Genomic DNA, 17,233 nt, shown 5'->3' with positions numbered 1-17,233 from the left:
CTACCGCGGCGAACGCTTGCTAAACTGTTGATTAATCGTATCTTTGCAGTTTTTCAATGAACCCGTTAGTGGACAACCATACATGAGAAAACTTTTCGGTTATATTCTTTCGCCAATTTTTTATTTACTTTTCGGCATTATCATTACAGTTTTTCATCCGATACAATGGATTTGCCTGAAACTGGGGGGATACAAAGCCCACAAAAAATGCGTGGATGTACTCAACTGCTTTTTACTCTGTACGTATTACGTACTGGGAAACACGGTGAAGTTCACCAACAGGCAGCGGCTACCGATAGACCGTCCCATTCTGTTTGTGGCAAACCACCAAAGCATGTATGACATTCCGCCATTGATTTTTTTTCTGCGCAAGCATCACGGAAAGTTTATCTCGAAAATTGAGCTCGCGAAAGGCATCCCAAGCATATCATTCAATCTACGCCATGGCGGGGCTGCCAACATCAACCGGAAGGATCCCAAGCAATCCATTGCCGAAATCCTCAAACTGGCAAATAATATGAAATCCAAAAATTGGTCGGCTTTTATCTTTCCCGAGGGTACCCGTGCGAGAACCGGAAAAATCAAACCATTTAATGTGGGAGGAATCGCAACAATATTGAAAAAGGTTCCAAATGTGCTGGTGGTGCCTGTGGCAATAAATAACTCCTGGCAGATGGTTCAATATGGTTTTTTCCCACTGAACACGTTTACCCGGATGTCATGGGAAGTCCTTCCTCCCATAGAACCCCAGGGACTCAGCCCTGACGAAGTGGTAGCCCAGGCAGAAACCCGGATCCGTGAAAAAATCAATTAATTGACCCGCCGGCCTTTCCATTGGTATTTACCCATATTGCCGGCAACTCCGATATATACCATATAAACCACGTGCACGATGGTCAATACGGGAAGGTACGTCAGTAAGTCCTTCCGTTGGGCAAACCTGCAGAGCGGATAGAGAAAAATGAATTCGATCAGGAATTTCAGCGAAATTGCCGCAGCAAATACCGGCCACAGCTCCTGGCAGCACGTTAACGCTGCCACTCCGCTCAATAACAGCAGAACGTTGAAAAACCAAATGGAAATACCCAACGCAACAATCCCCCGGTTTTTATAATGCGTACTCTTGGATGCCCAGCGTCTCCGTTGGTTCATAAATCCCCGTAAATTTCTTTTGGCGTCCGTATAGACAATTGCATCCCTTGACTTACAGAATCCGATTTTATCCGGATATTTAGCCGCCACTTTATGAAGGAACAATTCATCGTCGCCTGAAGCAAGGTGATCAATTCCATTGAATCCTCCCATTTCGTAAAACACATCCCGTCGATAGGCAAGGTTGGCTCCATTGCAGGTAGAGGGATATCGGTTTCCAATACCGGCTGCTCCCAGTCCGATGAGATAAAGAAACTCCAATGTCTGTAACTCTTCAAAAAAACTACGCTGCTGCGAATAAACCACCGGTGCCGATAAAAGAAAATAATGATGCTGCTCTATGCAGGTAACCACCGTGGTTAACCAATTTTTTCCCATCCGGCAGTCGGCGTCCGTTGTAATAATCAGCTCACCGATAGCTTCGGCGATTGCCATGGATATCGCTTTCTTTTTATAAGAATTCAAAGGTTCTGATTCACGGAGGGTCAACAATTTCACACCCTGCTTAGAAAAAGACTGCACGATGGCAGATGTACGATCCGTAGAATGATCATCAACTACAATAATTTCCAGCAGCTCTCTGGGAAAATCCTGGGCCAAAATATCCGAAAGCGTACGACCTATATTTGCCTCTTCATTACGTGCCGCAATCAGCACACTGACCTTCGTTCCGGCCTTTTTCTCCCCACGCGAAAAGACAGGCAACGCGCCCCAACCGCTACGCATATACCCCACCAACAGTATATAAACACCGGTGAAGATCACCAATGCGATACTAATCAACTGAATCGCCAAAGAAATTAATTTTTAAGACAAACACCGAACCTAAAATGGCGGGCAATATAAGGTTTATAAACCAAATACAGGATGCGATTGCCATCACTGCAATGTCCTGATCGGTAATGTGTCCATATAAATAACTCGCCGTAACACTGCGGACGCCAAAATCAAACAGATCCAGTGTGGGCAAAGCCGCCTGAACAAAAAATAGAATAAAGATCAAAAGCAGCATCGGCACAAAGTCAATACCGGGGATAAGGACCAGCATCAGTATGCAATACTGGGAAGTAAAAATAACAAAACGTGCCAACGAATTCAGGAAAACGATGAGTAATTCCTTTCGGTTATAACGCGTAAGAATCTCAAAAAAACGATGAAACCTGCGCAGGAACCCAATCCGCTTTATCCAACCGTCAATCCACCTCACATTAAAATAAAGCGCCAGGAAAAACCCCGCATATAGCACCGCCAACAGCCATAACGCCCCACCTGCGAAGACGCTGACATCAAAAAACCGATTGACGAACCAAGCGATGCTAAGTGACCCTGCTACGCTTGTCAACACCAACTGCGCCAATGCACCGACTCCCATGGCTACCACACCAAAAATACGCTTGCGTGGCTTGAGAAAGAGTACCCGACCGCCGAATTCACCGATACGGTTGGGCGTAAATACGGCCCATGTTAACCCACAAAATACCGATTGAGTCGCCTTCCACAAACTGATCGGTTCGATATACCGGCACAGATATCGCCATTTTACCGCTTCCAGCAACCAGTTGACAAACATCAGGGCAACCACCACAGATAAGGTAATTGCAACAGTTGCTGTACCTAACCCGAGCATCAGGCGTTCGAATTCCAACAAATTTTGGTGATTATTAAGCTTACGGTATAATACCCACGCTACCAATAGCAGGATAGTAACTTTGAGTACGATACCCAGTATCTTCTTTACCTTATTGCTCAAACCCGATGATTTAGCGTGCAATGTTACAAATTTTATATGGCAAACCTAACAAGATCATTTAAGGAGCAGCTGATTCGTAATCTCCCGGGAAAACCCTAATATTGCAAGATGCAAAAGTCCACGGATAAGGAGCGGATTATCTTGGGTATTGATCCGGGCACTGCAGTATTAGGTTATGGCATCGTCCGGGAAATCGGCAAACAGCTATCCCTGATCAGTTTAGGTATCATCAAATTGGATCACCTATCCGATCATGGCCTTAAATTGCAGCAGATTTTCCAGAAAACAACGGCGCTTATTGAGCAGTATCAGCCGGACTGTATGGCCTTAGAAGCACCTTTTTATGGAAAAAACATCCAGGTAATGCTCAAACTGGGTCGGGCACAGGGTGTCGCTATGGCCGCCGCATTGAATCGGGACATCCCGATTTTCGAATATGCGCCGCGGAAAATCAAGCAATCGGTTACCGGCAATGGGAATGCGGGCAAAGAACAAGTAGCTGCCATGCTTAAGACCTTACTGAAATTTCAAGAGACTCCCCAATTTCTGGATGCTACAGATGGGCTAGCTGTGGCGGTATGCCACGCGTTCCAAAACAATTCGCAAGGAAGCTCCAGAAAAGGGTACTCCGGTTGGAACGACTTTATCAGGGATAACGCAGATCGTTTGGGTTAGCCATTCCTACAATTTCACCTGCCTGATCACATTTTTGACATTCAATTCGATAATATCCGTCATGGTACGGCATTTCAGGTATTGTTCATTTTGGTAATAAGCCGCGTACCCTTCCCTAAGCCGTTTCACATTGGCGGAGGTTGACAATTCTTCGGTATTGGATACATCCCGCAGCGCAGCAATCCGGTGACGTTCGCTGCGCACACGATGCACAATGGATGAACGCTCCTCTTGCTGATATTGGGATGCCGTGCGGTCAGTCAGGTGCTCCATACACAACTGCACGTAAGGCAGGTTGTCTTTAAAAAACTGCGGCATGTATATTTTGGGATTCCCCTCATAGAATTGCTGGTCAAAGTCGATGGCACGTATCCGAAACTGGAAATCATCAAAGTCAGGGGTAATTTGCATGACAAAATTATACGATCGCATATCGCCTAGTAAGGTAATGATACACCGTTCGTTGAATTTAACAAACTCTTTGGCGATCCGCTTGGGATTATAATCGGGATTATGCATCAACGTACGAGCAAATACATCGCCCGGAATACCGACAATATGTTCCTCCACCAAAGTCTGTCCGTCTACCAAGTAGTTCACCGGATTTGGCGAGATAATCTGTTCCAATTCCAAGCCGTATATTCTGGAAGCATCCGCTTGCTTTACATAAAAATAATCGTATACATCGTTTAGCCGATTGACAATGCGTATGCGGAACGGATGTGTGTTGCCAAAACTGCAATATTCGACCCGATCAATATATTTATGTTCCACGACCCGCCTATTCCCTGACGCCTTGAGCTCGGCATAAATAATCTTCAATCCGTTGTAAAGCGTTTCTTGTACATGCGGTGGGTATAAGGGCGTTTCCCACAACGTATCCTTTCCGTTTTTATCGATTACCGGAACCGTCTCATAAAAATCTAACAGATTCCCATAGCTGATAGGCATCCTTGCATCGCGTTGATAAGCACGTAGATACTTTTGTAATGCAGGAGTTACCGGATATATCGGCTTCTTGCGCGAAATTTTTACATCATCCGTCTCCATCGTCAAACGCCATTTTAAGGTTATTTTGAAGCGTAAAGATACATTTTTAATTGCGCCGCGTAAATAATTGTAATATTTTCATAAATGAACCGATTTTAGTCTATATTTTTGAGAAATTTACAATGAAAACCCGCTATTATCGCTAACTTGAATGATTGACAATTTATGTTTAAAAGGAAGAAGCTCCTTTGGGAGAGGAGCTTCTACGCTAACCAATTATAAACCTATATTAAATTGAGGGAGGGCAAACTACTTTGATCAACATTTCATTATTTAATTGCTGATCGATTGATACAAATATAACAATAACCACAAATTATTAAAGAATTTTTATTAAAAAAATTCAATTTTTACGTTTTTTATAATTATTTTTGAGATAAATTGAAATAAATATCGTTTTATATGGAAAAAAAGCTCGAAAATTTAGATCTTGACAACTTGGATATACAAATTTTATCCATTTTAATGAATGATGCATCGATACCATACACAGAAATAGCAAAAAAATTGATCGTTTCCGGCGGAACTATTCATGTTAGGATGAAAAAGATGGAAGAATTGGGAATAATTAGAGGCTCAAACTTAATAATTAATCCGCAAAAGGTCGGATTTGACATCACTGCCTTTCTGGGAATCTATTTAGAGAAAGGTTCTCAATATAATAACGCCGTTGAGCAGCTAAAACAAGTAAAAGAAGTAGTGGAATTACATTATTGTACGGGGACGTACAGCATGTTCGCTAAAATCATCTGCCGCGATACCACCCATTTGCGTAAAGTATTGAATGAAGATATTCAAGCGGTGAAAGGTATACAACGGACGGAGACCATTATCTCCCTAGAAGAAAGCATAAAGCGCCAGATCAGTTTGACCTGATTTTCAGCGCTGAATGGTACCGTTAAGCCCTACTTTCACGGAAAAAGGACCGCAGTAGGCGTCTAATAGCACGGCTACATACTTACGCGTTGCGATGCGTTGCTCATCGTATTCATCCTCGAAATGAAAACGCCGTTTCCAGTTTTTCTGCACCTGGCCTTCTAACTCATTACCCCGTTGGCCGACAAACTTAATATAGCTGAATACATCTGCCAATGTAAGTGTATCAACATCGGCATGATCAACAAACCAAATCTGGCTCCTTGAAAAAAGTTGATTCAAGACCGGCTTGATCTCGGCCACTGTCACGGCCTCATCGGCATCAAAATACATACGTCCATCTTCGCTGATCCTACCGGACAGCATACCCGTAGCACCCGTCCGCTGAATCGCCGAAAAATAGGGCTTTTCGAGTGCCACATCGCTAAACGGTATCAATCGGCCTCCATATTTCAACAATTCGCCCTGCACATCTCGTACATCCACCTTATCCGAGGTTGTTTTAAAAAAAGCGACATAAGCAGCCGCAGCTCCAACCGCCTGGCCCACATGCATCAATAACGGGATGTCTTGCTCATCGCCGGTTAACAGGTGCTGGACCACAGGCGTCCGTTGGGTCAGAAACAAGTTCCTGTCGTCGCCCGGTATCAACCCCGACAGTGGTAAGGTAAACGCACGGCCATCCTGCTCGCCCACAGCGACTCCCGTACGGAAAAGTTCACTGGAAACTGCAGATTCGAAATACGAATCGGGTATGGTTGCCCGTGTAGCGATGCTATCAATCTTTCCCCCCGCCAACTGATATAGATAGGCGTCTTTAGAGGCATCCACCACAGCCTTGACTTTCATACGGCTCTTATCTGCCAACTCGATCTGCCAATCCTTTCCGGATTTCTTGATGGAGCGAACCTGCCCCTGTTCAATAATCGTCAGATTTTGGGTGGTTTTCAGCACACTATCGATCACATTCTGTACAATCCGTGGATTTATCCGTCGCCGGGCTATCGCCGAAAGTGAGTCGCTGGGTTTATCGGATCGCAATGTTTTCGCCAGGAGATTGGCCCAAATTCCCGCATCCAGTCCCGCATCGGAAGGAATGGAAATTATTTCCGAAGTCAACTCGGGAATCATTTTGTCTCCGTTGACCACCCAAACCGTATTCAGGTTCGATAAAGAAGATTGCAATGCCGCGGCATAGGCATCTACTCCATATCCATACACGAATACCTGGGGTCGTTTTTTGCTTTGGGCAAGACCGATCATCGGCAGGACCAGCAGCAAACAAAAGGAAAACCGTATTTTATTCATTAGAAAATCATTTATTCGTAAAGGCCCAAGGAAACCTGTCGTATCAGGTTTCGCAGCTTCGATTCATGAAGACGTAAAATTAGACATAAATGCTTCAGTAAGGTTTATTTTTTGATCAAAACTAATAATTACCTTTGCAGCATGTTAAACGACGAAAAATCTCTCAATTTCATCGAGGAAATTATTGAAGAAGATATCCGCAATGGAAAGCACGGCGGAAGGGTGCTGACACGTTTCCCACCCGAACCCAACGGCTATCTGCACATCGGGCATGCTAAATCCATCGTACTTAACTTCGGATTAGCCCAAAAATATATGGGCAAAACTAACCTCCGATTTGATGATACCAACCCCGTTACCGAAGAAACGGAATACGTGGAAAGCATCAAAAACGACATTAAATGGTTGGGCTTCCAGTGGGCCGAAGAATTATATACTTCTGATTATTTCGAGACCTTATATGGCTATGCCGTTAAACTTATTAAAAAGGGCCTTGCTTATGTAGACGACAGCTCTTCGGAAGAAATCGCGGCATCCAAAGGTACCCCCACGGAACCGGGCAAGCCCACTCCTTACCGTGACCGGAGCGTGGAAGAAAATCTCCGCTTGTTTGCGGAAATGCGCGAAGGGAAATATCCGGACGGAGCGAAAGTGCTGCGTGCTAAAATCGATTTGGCCAATCCCAACATGCACCTTCGCGATCCATTGCTTTACCGGATCAAACATGCACACCATCATCGAACGGGCAACAAGTGGTGCATCTATCCCATGTATGATTTTGCACATGGACAAAGCGATTCGATCGAAAACATCACACATTCCATCTGTACGCTGGAATTCATACCGCACCGGCCGCTGTACGACTGGTTGATTGAGCAGCTCGAAATTTTTCCGTCTAAACAATACGAGTTTGCCCGGCTCAACCTGAATTATACCGTAATGAGTAAGCGGAAATTACTCCAACTGGTCAATGAGAAGTATGTAGACGGCTGGGATGACCCGCGCATGCCCACCATCAGCGGACTACGCCGCCGTGGGTATACGCCTGCCAGTATCCGCAACTTCTGCGAACGTATCGGCGTGGCTAAACGCGAAAATATAATCGATGTGGGACTATTGGAGTTTTGCATCCGGGAAGACCTCAACCAAACCGCATGGCGGCGCATGGCAGTGCTCGATCCGGTGAAATTGGTTATCACCAATTATCCCGCCGGAAAAACGGAAACATTGATAGGCGAAAACAATCCGGAAGTTGAGGGAGGGGAAGGCGAACGCAGCATACCTTTCAGCAATGAACTGTGGATTGAGCGGGAAGATTTTATGGAAAATCCCCCCAAGAAATTTTTCAGGCTTGCCCCCGGACTGATGGTAAGGCTAAAACATGCTTACATCATCAAGTGCGATGAAGCCGTAAAAGATAGCGAAGGAAATATTACGGAAATCCGCTGCACCTATTTACCTGAATCCAAGAGTGGTGAAGATACCAGCGGCATAAAGGTGAAAGGCACCATCCATTGGGTAAGTGTACCCCACGCCAAAACCGCTGAAGTCAGGCTATACGACCGGCTCTTCAACGTGGAAAATCCGGCCGCAGAAGAAAATTTTAAATTGACCATCAATCCGGAGAGCCTGCAAATCATCGAGAAAGCCTATGCAGAACCTGATCTACTGAATGCGGTTCCAGGCAAAGGTTATCAATTTATCCGCAAAGGTTATTTTACGTTAGATGACCAACAATCCACTCCGGACCATCTCGTATTTAACCGTACGGTGACACTGCGGGATACCTGGGTGAAAGAGATGAATAGGGAGTAAGGATTTTAAATAAGGAGCAAGGATAAAAACAATGTAAGGATATGGACGTGGGGCAGGAATTAGAATACCTGCTCCACAATTTGTCTAGTCGGAGCCGGGTTACCCATCGTATAAAAATGTAATACCGGAGCACCGAATTCAACCAGCTCCTTGCACTGCTGTACCATCCATTCAATGCCCACTTCTTTCACCTGTTGCGCGGTTTTACAGGCCCCGATTGCTTCGCTGAGTTCCACCGGGATGTCAATGTGGAAAATCTTCGGAAGCGTAATCAGTTGTTTGGCGGAAGTAATGGGTTTTAATCCGGGAATAATGGGTACATTAATCCCATCGGCCCTACAGCGTTCCACAAATGCTTTGTACTTACTATTGTCAAAAAACATCTGCGTTACGATAAAATCGGCACCCATTTCAACTTTTTTCTTTAAGTACCTAAAGTCAGTTTCGAAATTAGGCGCTTCAAAGTGCTTTTCAGGATAACCAGCCACCCCCACACAAAAGTCGGTACATTCCGAATTCTCAATGTCTTCGTGGAGGTATTTACCACCATTCATATTCTTGACATGCTGCAACAGATCGGTGGCATAGGCGTGTCCACCTGGAGTCGGCACGAAATCTTTGTCCGCTTTACGTGCATCACCCCGTAAAACCAGTACGTTATCAATACCCAGGAAGTGTAGGTCGATCAGTGCGTTTTCGGTTTCCTCCTTTGTAAATCCACCACAAATCAGATGTGGCACGGCGTCCACCTTATATTTGTTCATGATCGCTGCACATATGGCCACCGTACCCGGACGTTTGCGATAGGCGATACGTTCGAGCAAGCCATGCGGATGCTGCTTGTAGATGTAGTCTTCGCGATGATACGTCACATCAATGAAAGGTGGCTTGAACTCCATCAATGCATCGATCGTATTATAGATACTGGCAATACTTTGCCCCTTCATCGGAGGCAGCAGTTCAAATGAAAACAGGGGTTTTCCGTTGGCGTTTTTTATATGTTCAGTTATCTTCATTTCATCGAGCCTGACTATGGCAGCCGCCAAACTTAGACAAATTATTGGTATGGATCAATATTCTTTTTAAGCGAAAGTACTGTGATCGCTTATGGAATCAAACCGGTTTATTTATGAATACACATCTACCAATCCTTCGGGTAGATTTACCTGTAATCGATGACCTTCCTGATCGATCGAAACAATCAGATCTTCAATCAACGGAAACATCAATTCTTTACCTCTATAAGCGACTGCTGCAACAAATTGCTGCGGATATTCGTGCACTTCGACGATTTCACCCAATTCGCCATGGGTCAAATCATACACCCTAAATCCTTTCAAATCGCCGATCCTAAAATCATCCGGATTACGTTGAGGCAGCTTGTTATTGGGCAGATACACCTTTTTTCGGACAAGAGCCTTCGCCTTGTCGATGTGGTCTACATCTTCCAGGAACAAGTATGCGGTACGGTTACTGTGGATTTTCAGGCTGTCAACAAAGAAGGGAACAAGCTTCCGCTCCATTTCCAAAAAGAGCACGTCCATTTCCAGTGCTTCATAGTCGTCAAACTCAAAAAACAGCTGCACCTCCCCTTTGAGTCCACGGGTTTTGCTTATATAGCCGATGTAGAAACTATCTGTCAACTCCATTCAATAGATGGTCAGGATGTAACCGAATAATGAAAAACCGCTCAAGGATGAATTCCCCGGAGCGGTTTTGTTTTGTTTGAAGAATAATTTGATTACTCTTCCGTCTTTGACTCTTCATCAGCCGGAGCTTCTTCAGTAGCCGGAGCTTCATCGGCTGTCTCAGCAGCAGCATCCACTGCAGGGACTTCTTCCTCTGTCTCGGGAGCTTCTTCTGCCGGAGGCGTGTTTTTCGCTTCGATGGCAGCAGCCATTTCTGCTTTCTTCTTCGCTTCAGCAGCCAATGCTGCTTTTCTCGCCTCTTCTTTAGTCTGAGCCAATCCGTCTTTTTTACCTTGGATTCTAGCTTCTTTTGCGCTAAGCCATTCTTCAAACTTAGCATCGGCAGTTGCTTCGTCAAAAGCACCCTTTTTCACACCGCCTTGCAAGTGCTTTTTATAAAGCACACCTTTATACGACAAAATCGCACGGGTAGTATCTGTGGGTTGTGCACCTTTGTTCAACCAATCAAGCGCCTTATCGAAATTTAAATCAATCGTTGCCGGATTGGTGTTGGGATTGTATGAGCCAATACGCTCAATAAACTTACCGTCACGTGGAGCACGCGAATCGGCAACTACTACATGGTAAAAAGGCTTTCCTTTTTTACCGTGTCTTTGCAATCTGATTTTAACTGCCATTCTGTTCTTTAAAATATGTATTCAACATAACCCCGGAGCGCTCTGCTGCGGGGCTGCAAAGATAGAAAAACTATCGTTCATAACCAAACCTCTTTAGGTAATTATCTTTTTTCCGCCAATCGGGGATTACTTTGACAAACAGCTCCAAAAATACTTTTGTCTGCAAAAAGTCCTCTATATCCTCCCGTGCATACGTACCTACTTTTTTTATCATACTGCCTGCTTTCCCGATTAGGATATTTTTCTGCGAATCCCGTTCAACAATGATTTCCGCACTGATCCGGGTGATGCTGGCTTCCTCCTTAAAAGTGGTGATTACCACTTCCGTACTGTACGGAATCTCTTTTTCATATAGCTTAAATACCTTTTCCCTGATGATTTCCGACACGAAAAAACGCTCGTTCCGATCGGTGAGCGCATCTTTTTCGTAGTAAGGCGGATGTTCGGGAAGACGGTCCAAAATAAACTGCATTACCGACTCCATGTTGTGCCCATGAAGTGCGGACACAGCAAAAATTGCTTGGGGATTAACAAGTTCCTGCCAGCTTACTATTTTCTGTTTAACTTCCTCTTCTGTCGATGTATCGATTTTATTAATGAGTATCGCAACCGGCGAATCCGTCTTCTTTAATTTTTCAATCACATCGTTTTCGTCGTATTTCTCATGGATATCCGTGACCAATAAAATCAGATCGGCATCAATAAGTGAACCTTGGACGGAACTCATCATGGACTCCTGCAGTGTATACGCAGGTTTAATCACGCCAGGCGTGTCGGAAAAAACAATCTGATAGTCCGGCTCATTGACAATTCCGATAATGCGGTGCCGCGTTGTCTGTGCCTTTGGCGTTACAATAGACATCTTCTCTCCTACTAACGCGTTCATTAACGTGGACTTACCCGCATTCGGCTTTCCAATGATACTAACAAATCCGGCTTTATGGGACATTTTTTGAAATTTGATTTGTTTTGCAAAGAAACAAATTATATCTTTGCAGTCCAATTCGGAAAAGGAATTAAAAAAATCCGGCAGCGAGTGTTCGGATACAATATAAAAGAAACATTGCGGGGTGGAGCAGTTGGTAGCTCGTCGGGCTCATATCCGCCAGTTGGCGGACACTGGTTCGAGTCCGAATGAGAATGAAATACTGAAAATACATTGCGGGGTGGAGCAGTTGGTAGCTCGTCGGGCTCATAACCCGAAGGTCACTGGTTCGAGTCCAGTCCCCGCTACCAAAGGAAGCCGGTCAAGAAATTGATCGGCTTTATTTTTAAACCGAAAACCATGTTTGGATATACCATTTAAACTGTCCCCCCTTCACCACTTCAAAGTGTCCCCTCAGAGTTGAGGTTTGAAAAGAACAAAAAGTTGTTGTGGAGATCGGTTCCTTAGACGGATATTTTTTGTCCGGTTTAACAACTATTATTTCTACAAAAATACATTTTCTGGATTAGTTTTTTTTCTCCTTAGTGATTCTCCAAAAAGTTCAACCCTTACTGAGTGGTGTACAATTCGGTCAAGGACTGCGTCAGCCACGGTTTTTTCACCAATAATATCGTACCATTCCTTGACCGGGATCTGCGAAGTAATTACCGTAGAACGCCTCTGGTGCCTATCTTCAATGATATCAAGCAGCGCAAGTCTGGACTGTGGGTCGAATGGCTGGAGGCCGAAGTCGTCCAGTATAAGCATGTCCAGGCGCTCTATGCGCTTAAGTTCGGCCAACATGGTACCTTTTGCCTTGGCCAGCTTTAACTGCCCCATAAGCTTAGCCGTATTCACGTACATCACTTTGTAACCATTTTGGCAGGCATGATAGCCTAGAGCAGTGGCCAGGTAGCTTTTACCGGTTCCAGTGGAACCGGTAATAAACACATCTTTGTGTTCTTTGACGAACTCAAGTCCGGCAAGCCTGTGGACCTGGTTCTTATCCAGGCCACGCTCAAAGGAATAATCTATCTGCTCTAAAGAGGCGTTGTAGCGGAAGTTTGCCCCTCTGATGGCTCTCTGTACAGAGCGGTTCCGCCGGTCGTCCCATTCGCTGGCCACCAACAGTGCAATAAATTGGTCTGCGGTCAGGGATTCTTTCACTGAAGTCTCCAGATTGGTTTTAAAGGCATCATACATGCCGTAAAGGCGAAGCTGACGCATCTTCTCTAATGTTTCGTTATTCATGCTTATGATAGGATTGTTAATGTATTACTGATAATATTCTTTGCCTCTGATGTTGTTATGGGTCGGGATGCTGCTGGCTGGTTCATCCTCAGGGGTAAGCTGGTCCAGCCGTTTTCTCAGGATCTCCTCAATGATTGGATAGCTGTACTGGCCAAGATTGTCGGCCCAACGGCAGGCATTGGCCAGACGCTCTGGTCCGACACGTCTGGTGAAGCTCAATATACCGGAACATGATTTGTAAGCTTGTTCAGGATAGGTCTTACGTTCCAGGACCTGAGAGATGTATTTGGCTACATCCCCGTGGATCTGCTCGGCTTCCTGGATAAACTTTTCAGGTGTCCATTCGGTCAGAAAACGGTGCTGTGAGGCCAGGTGTTCTTTGTCGGTGGTGTAATGATATTTGGTCCGGTTGCGTTTATGGGCCGCAATCTGCGTGTAGTGGTAATAGATCAGGACCATTCCGGAGGTATAAAGTACCTTTACTTTCTTGCCGATATAGGTGTAAGGAACGCTGTAGTAGTGAATATCCTCACCCAAACGGACATAGCCGTTCTTCATCACTGTTACCATAACTTGCCTGTGAACCTCGTAGCGGATCGGATTGAGTGCACCCAGAGCTTCCCGTTCCACTTCCTCGAACTGTTCCCTGCGCGAGTAACTCCGTCCTGAAAAAGGTTTGTTGTTGTGGATTTCCAGTGCGGACCGTATGGCTGCATTCAGTGATTCCAGGTCGCTGAACCTGCGGCCTTCCAGCCGCTGGTAAATGCTCCGGTAGATAAGTTTAACAGCCCCTTCCACCAAAGACTTGTCACGGGGCTTATAAGCCCGGGCGGGGACCACTGTAACCGCATAATGCTCGGCAAAAGCCGCAAACTCATCATTGAGTACGGCTTCATATTTACTTCCCCTGGTCACTGCAGAACGCAGGTTGTCGGGAACAATAGCCGCCGGGACACCTCCGAAATAGTGCAGGGCATTCTCACAGGCCTTGATCAGGTCCTCTTTACGCTGGCTCTCTACTGCTTCCACATACGTAAGCTGGCTGCAGCCCAATATCGCTACAAATACTTCTACATCACGCTCCGGGCATGAAGCTGGATGAAGCTGTAGTTTGCTTCCGGCAAAGTCGATATAGATCTTATCTCCTGCTTTATGGTCAAGGTGCATGACAGGCTTGGAAAGCTGAAGATAGGTATGGATGGCATTGTTGAACCGAGAGCGCCCATAACCCTGAGGGTGCTTCGAGAGATATTCCAAATGAAGCAGCTCACGGGTTACACCCTTCTTTTTTAATCGTTTACAGTAATCCGGCAGTAACAGTTCCAACTCCTGCATACGGGGGCTACATATCGATTTGGCTGCCGTCGTATTGAAAAGAACGGATAGTTCACTATCGCTCCTGGAATTGAACTCTTCATGGGTGAGACCCAGTTCGTGCCAGATCCGCACATACTTTTTGATAGTCGTACGGGAAGTGCCTAACATCCCGTGAATGGTCTTTGTGCCGGTTCCCTGGCAATAAAGGCGGATAATCTGTCGTAGTTTATTCATTTTGATCGGTGTATTGGACATCGTAATCAAGGGTTTTTGTTCATCGAAAATCTAAACAAAAACCCCGTCTAACCAAACCGACTGGCAAACTACTTTATACTCTTTTCAGGGGATCACTTTGGCCCGGCGAAAGGGGGACACTTTGCTTTGGCCGAAGGGGATCACTTTCCTCTGGCAGAGGGGGACAGTTTCTGATGGTTTAGGGGGATCATTTTGGTGTGGTTTATCCAGCCTGTCTCGCCTTCCTGTTCAATCCCGAAGTGCTTATTCTTGACGAGCCAACGGCCGGGCTGGACCCACTTTCGACCGAATTACTGAAAGACAAGATTATCACCGAAACACAACGGAACAAACTGGTTATCATTACTTCGCATGTATTGAGCGACCTGGACGATCTGGTATCGGAGGTCATTTACATGCAGGAAGGTAAGCCACTGTTCCACAAGTCGTTGCAATCGCTTAAAACGGCAACCGGGACGGATAAGTTGTCAAAGGCAGTTGCACAGGTAATAGCCATCCACGAACTCATCGATTAAGCAGCATGAAAAAGATTATCAAATATGTCATTGCCGACCTGCTCAGGAGCCGTACCATCATCGTGTATACAGCCGTGTTATTAATACTTTCATTCAGTGTGTTCAGCATGGAAGACAACGCGGAAAAGGGGGTAGCCAGTTTATTGAGCATTGTGCTATTTGTGGTGCCCCTGGTAAGTATCCTCTTTTCCACGGTCTACCTGTACAACAGTTCGGAGTTCATCGAATTGCTGGTCAGTCAGCCGCTTCGCCGGAAGGTAATCTGGATGAGCATTTTCACCGGATTGGCTGGGGCCGTATCGTTGGCTTTCATTGTTGGCGTGGGTATTCCTGTGGCTTTTTATGCATTTACAGCGTCGGGCATCCTATTGGTACTCTGCGGCTGCGCATTGTCCTTGGTCTTCGTGTCTATAGCCCTTTGGGCTGCTGTGCGTATACGCGACAAAGCCAAAGGCATCGGATTGTCCATCCTGCTCTGGCTCTATTTTGCACTGCTGTTTGATGCATTGGTACTGTTCTTCCTGTTCCAGTTTTCGGACTACCCCATCGAAAGTGCAATGGTAGCGCTGTCCATGCTGAACCCCATCGACATCAGCCGGGTCCTGATCCTGTTGCAGATAGATGTTTCGGCCATGATGGGGTATACCGGGGCGATATTCCGGAACTTCTTTGGGACCGCAGGAGGTATGGTAACGACAGCAGCAGTACTGGTACTGTGGACGGTTATGCCGCTGTGGTTCTCATTGCGGTTTTTCAAGCGGAAGGATTTGTGATAAAAAACAATACATACCGCGTAATACGAATTAAACAATTGAGGCCATGAAAAAAACAGCAATATTGGATATCACTAAAATTGAACCACAAGTGAGACATTCCACGATTTTAGCGCATTTCGAAGCATTGGACCAAGGTGAAGATTTCATCATGTTAAATGACCAGGATCCTAAGCCGCTGTATTCTTCCCTGCTCGCCGAGCAGTCTGATCGGTACAACTGGGAATATCTCGAAGCAGATCCGGGACGCTGGCGTGTCCGAATTACGAAGTCGCTTGCAGGAAGGGAGGAAGCGGATACGATAGGCAGAATCGTTGCCAAAGATATCCGCAAGGCAGAAGTATTCATGAAATTAGGCATCGATTTCTGTTGCGGTGGCAAAAGGACCCTTCGGGAAGCAGCGGAAGCGGCCGGCGTGGAAGAACAGCATTTACGCAGTGAACTGGAAGCGGCCGGGGAAGTCCGGAGCGCGCAAGTGGCCTATGATTTCGACCGGTGGGATCTTGGATTTTTAGCAGATTATATCCACAACGTACATCACCGATATATACGGGAAAATGGACCTATCATTGAACAATTGGCAGATAAAGTGGCACTACGCCACGGCTTCGAACATCACGAACTGATGGAGTTGGCCGAAGGCTTGCACGTATTCATGGCGGAACTTAATATTCATCTCCAAAACGAAGAGCAGGTACTTTTCCCCATCGTCAAAAAACTGGAAAACGGAGCCGACGATTTGCCTCAGCAAATCCACGAAGCGGTGCAAGACTTGGAACGGGAACATCAGGATGCTGGAAATGAATTGCGCAACTTCCGTAAATTGACCGCTGATTATCAGCTGCCCGCCAATGCTTGCAATTCCTACACATACCTGTATGAAAAGATCAAAGCGTTTGAAAATGATCTATTCCAACATATCCACCTTGAAAACAACATCCTGTTTCCAAAGGTCATCAAAATCGAAAACGAACGCTTAGCACATCGATAGAATTTTATTTTGATAAAATATAAATTACGCTCAGGCATAAAATTACCAGGTACGATTGCCTAAAGATTAACTAAATTTGTATAGATGAAATTGCTCACGGCACTGATAGTAACCACTTACCTTTTTTCGACAACGGAGCTTTACCAGTTGTTGAAATTGCCGGCATTGGTCGCTCATTATTTCGAGCACAAAGAAAAAACTCCGTCAATGTCTGTGGTAGACTTTCTGATATTTCATTACAAAGGCAACCACTT

At 45.5% G+C, this 17,233-nt stretch carries 17 protein-coding genes and 1 tRNA gene; 8 read left to right on the top strand and 10 right to left on the bottom strand.

Annotated elements, in window-relative coordinates; genetic code table 11:
• Nucleotides 1–82: 82 nt before the first annotated feature.
• Nucleotides 83–814 (top strand): lysophospholipid acyltransferase family protein, encoded by a 732-nt coding sequence (locus IEX60_RS09415; RefSeq protein ID WP_188749881.1) that lies wholly within the window; start codon nt 83–85, stop codon nt 812–814.
• On the opposite strand, the gene IEX60_RS09410 is transcribed toward IEX60_RS09415, so the two are convergent.
• Together IEX60_RS09410 and IEX60_RS09405 are read right to left on the bottom strand one after the other, a co-directional pair.
• Nucleotides 811–1,947, bottom strand: a complete 1,137-nt coding sequence (locus IEX60_RS09410; RefSeq protein WP_229717493.1) for a glycosyltransferase family 2 protein — start codon at nt 1,945–1,947, stop codon at nt 811–813. The two genes, IEX60_RS09415 and IEX60_RS09410, sit on opposite strands and share 4 nt — an antisense overlap.
• Complete coding sequence (locus IEX60_RS09405) at nt 1,928–2,902, bottom strand: lysylphosphatidylglycerol synthase domain-containing protein (protein ID WP_188749879.1); 975 nt, start codon at nt 2,900–2,902, stop codon at nt 1,928–1,930. Before IEX60_RS09405 ends, IEX60_RS09410 begins: the two co-directional genes overlap by 20 nt.
• 108 nt (nt 2,903–3,010) lie before the next feature.
• On the opposite strand from IEX60_RS09405, the gene ruvC reads away from it, so the two are divergent.
• Nucleotides 3,011–3,577, top strand: coding sequence for a crossover junction endodeoxyribonuclease RuvC (gene ruvC / locus IEX60_RS09400; protein WP_188749877.1), 567 nt, complete (start codon nt 3,011–3,013; stop codon nt 3,575–3,577).
• Between the two features lie 6 nt (nt 3,578–3,583).
• Here ruvC and IEX60_RS09395 read toward each other — a convergent pair whose 3' ends face one another.
• The gene (locus IEX60_RS09395) at nt 3,584–4,627 is read right to left on the bottom strand and encodes a hypothetical protein (protein ID WP_188749875.1); all 1,044 of its coding nucleotides are present in this window, start codon (nt 4,625–4,627) and stop codon (nt 3,584–3,586) included.
• A gap of 402 nt (nt 4,628–5,029) precedes the next feature.
• Between IEX60_RS09395 and IEX60_RS09390 the strand changes: the two genes are divergently transcribed.
• Nucleotides 5,030–5,503 (top strand): Lrp/AsnC ligand binding domain-containing protein, encoded by a 474-nt coding sequence (locus IEX60_RS09390; protein ID WP_188749873.1) that lies wholly within the window; start codon nt 5,030–5,032, stop codon nt 5,501–5,503.
• 3 nt (nt 5,504–5,506) lie between these two features.
• Here IEX60_RS09390 and IEX60_RS09385 read toward each other — a convergent pair whose 3' ends face one another.
• The gene (locus IEX60_RS09385) at nt 5,507–6,811 is read right to left on the bottom strand and encodes an FAD-dependent oxidoreductase (RefSeq protein WP_188749871.1); all 1,305 of its coding nucleotides are present in this window, start codon (nt 6,809–6,811) and stop codon (nt 5,507–5,509) included.
• A 141-nt stretch (nt 6,812–6,952) separates the two neighbouring features.
• Here IEX60_RS09385 and IEX60_RS09380 point away from each other — a divergent pair, with 141 nt between their 5' ends.
• Nucleotides 6,953–8,626 (top strand): glutamine--tRNA ligase/YqeY domain fusion protein, encoded by a 1,674-nt coding sequence (locus tag IEX60_RS09380; RefSeq protein ID WP_188749869.1) that lies wholly within the window; start codon nt 6,953–6,955, stop codon nt 8,624–8,626.
• Nucleotides 8,627–8,685: 59 nt separating this feature from the next.
• Here the strand turns inward: IEX60_RS09380 and metF are convergent, their stop codons facing one another.
• The 4 genes from metF to era form a co-directional block, all read right to left on the bottom strand.
• Nucleotides 8,686–9,642 carry a methylenetetrahydrofolate reductase [NAD(P)H] gene (gene metF / locus IEX60_RS09375; protein ID WP_188749867.1) on the bottom strand — a complete coding sequence of 319 codons (957 nt, stop codon included), beginning with the start codon at nt 9,640–9,642 and terminating at the stop codon, nt 8,686–8,688.
• 111 nt (nt 9,643–9,753) lie between these two features.
• Entirely contained in the window at nt 9,754–10,275 is a 522-nt protein-coding gene (gene rimM, locus IEX60_RS09370; RefSeq protein WP_188749866.1) for a ribosome maturation factor RimM, read from the bottom strand.
• A 92-nt stretch (nt 10,276–10,367) separates the two neighbouring features.
• Nucleotides 10,368–10,952: a 30S ribosomal protein S16 gene (locus IEX60_RS09365; protein WP_188749863.1), complete on the bottom strand. Its 585-nt coding sequence runs from the start codon at nt 10,950–10,952 to the stop codon at nt 10,368–10,370.
• A gap of 70 nt (nt 10,953–11,022) precedes the next feature.
• Nucleotides 11,023–11,901: a GTPase Era gene (era, locus tag IEX60_RS09360; protein WP_188749861.1), complete on the bottom strand. Its 879-nt coding sequence runs from the start codon at nt 11,899–11,901 to the stop codon at nt 11,023–11,025.
• Nucleotides 11,902–12,112: 211 nt separating this feature from the next.
• On the opposite strand from era, the gene IEX60_RS09355 reads away from it, so the two are divergent.
• Nucleotides 12,113–12,188 (top strand) — tRNA-Met (locus IEX60_RS09355).
• Between the two features lie 193 nt (nt 12,189–12,381).
• Here IEX60_RS09355 and istB read toward each other — a convergent pair.
• Together istB and istA are read right to left on the bottom strand one after the other, a co-directional pair.
• Nucleotides 12,382–13,128 carry an IS21-like element helper ATPase IstB gene (gene istB, locus IEX60_RS09350; RefSeq protein ID WP_188749858.1) on the bottom strand — a complete coding sequence of 249 codons (747 nt, stop codon included), beginning with the start codon at nt 13,126–13,128 and terminating at the stop codon, nt 12,382–12,384.
• Between the two features lie 24 nt (nt 13,129–13,152).
• Nucleotides 13,153–14,679, bottom strand: coding sequence for an IS21 family transposase (istA, locus tag IEX60_RS09345; RefSeq protein WP_229717492.1), 1,527 nt, complete (start codon nt 14,677–14,679; stop codon nt 13,153–13,155).
• Between the two features lie 218 nt (nt 14,680–14,897).
• Here istA and IEX60_RS09340 point away from each other — a divergent pair, with 218 nt between their 5' ends.
• The 3 genes from IEX60_RS09340 to ric are packed head-to-tail and all read left to right on the top strand — an operon-like array spanning nt 14,898 to nt 16,979.
• Nucleotides 14,898–15,215, top strand: a complete 318-nt coding sequence (locus IEX60_RS09340) for an ATP-binding cassette domain-containing protein (RefSeq protein ID WP_188749854.1) — start codon at nt 14,898–14,900, stop codon at nt 15,213–15,215.
• 5 nt (nt 15,216–15,220) lie between these two features.
• A complete protein-coding gene (locus IEX60_RS09335) occupies nt 15,221–15,988 on the top strand; it encodes an ABC transporter permease subunit (protein ID WP_188749852.1) in 768 nt (255 codons plus the stop codon).
• 46 nt (nt 15,989–16,034) lie between these two features.
• Entirely contained in the window at nt 16,035–16,979 is a 945-nt protein-coding gene (ric, locus tag IEX60_RS09330; RefSeq protein ID WP_188749850.1) for an iron-sulfur cluster repair di-iron protein, read from the top strand.
• Nucleotides 16,980–17,233: the final 254 nt, after the last annotated feature.

Origin of the sequence: Parapedobacter defluvii (genome assembly GCF_014642075.1) — a bacterium.
In the GTDB taxonomy this organism is placed as follows: Bacteria; Bacteroidota; Bacteroidia; order Sphingobacteriales; family Sphingobacteriaceae; genus Parapedobacter; species Parapedobacter defluvii.
Note: the sequence above shows the minus strand (reverse complement) of the source record. Positions and strands in the feature narration are given on the sequence as shown.

Excerpts from the sequence above, each read along its gene's own strand:
- IEX60_RS09385 (WP_188749871.1), bottom strand. The coding sequence starts at position 6,811 with ATGAATAAAATACGGTTTTCCTTTTGTTTGCTGCTGGTCCTGCCGATG.
- IEX60_RS09335 (WP_188749852.1), top strand. The coding sequence starts at position 15,221 with ATGAAAAAGATTATCAAATATGTCATTGCCGACCTGCTCAGGAGCCGT.
- istA (WP_229717492.1), bottom strand. The coding sequence starts at position 14,679 with ATGAATAAACTACGACAGATTATCCGCCTTTATTGCCAGGGAACCGGC.
- IEX60_RS09390 (WP_188749873.1), top strand. The coding sequence starts at position 5,030 with ATGGAAAAAAAGCTCGAAAATTTAGATCTTGACAACTTGGATATACAA.
- era (WP_188749861.1), bottom strand. The coding sequence starts at position 11,901 with ATGTCCCATAAAGCCGGATTTGTTAGTATCATTGGAAAGCCGAATGCG.
- IEX60_RS09395 (WP_188749875.1), bottom strand. The coding sequence starts at position 4,627 with ATGGAGACGGATGATGTAAAAATTTCGCGCAAGAAGCCGATATATCCG.
- IEX60_RS09365 (WP_188749863.1), bottom strand. The coding sequence starts at position 10,952 with ATGGCAGTTAAAATCAGATTGCAAAGACACGGTAAAAAAGGAAAGCCT.
- IEX60_RS09415 (WP_188749881.1), top strand. The coding sequence starts at position 83 with ATGAGAAAACTTTTCGGTTATATTCTTTCGCCAATTTTTTATTTACTT.
- istB (WP_188749858.1), bottom strand. The coding sequence starts at position 13,128 with ATGAATAACGAAACATTAGAGAAGATGCGTCAGCTTCGCCTTTACGGC.
- IEX60_RS09380 (WP_188749869.1), top strand. The coding sequence starts at position 6,953 with ATGTTAAACGACGAAAAATCTCTCAATTTCATCGAGGAAATTATTGAA.
- rimM (WP_188749866.1), bottom strand. The coding sequence starts at position 10,275 with ATGGAGTTGACAGATAGTTTCTACATCGGCTATATAAGCAAAACCCGT.
- ric (WP_188749850.1), top strand. The coding sequence starts at position 16,035 with ATGAAAAAAACAGCAATATTGGATATCACTAAAATTGAACCACAAGTG.
- metF (WP_188749867.1), bottom strand. The coding sequence starts at position 9,642 with ATGAAGATAACTGAACATATAAAAAACGCCAACGGAAAACCCCTGTTT.
- ruvC (WP_188749877.1), top strand. The coding sequence starts at position 3,011 with ATGCAAAAGTCCACGGATAAGGAGCGGATTATCTTGGGTATTGATCCG.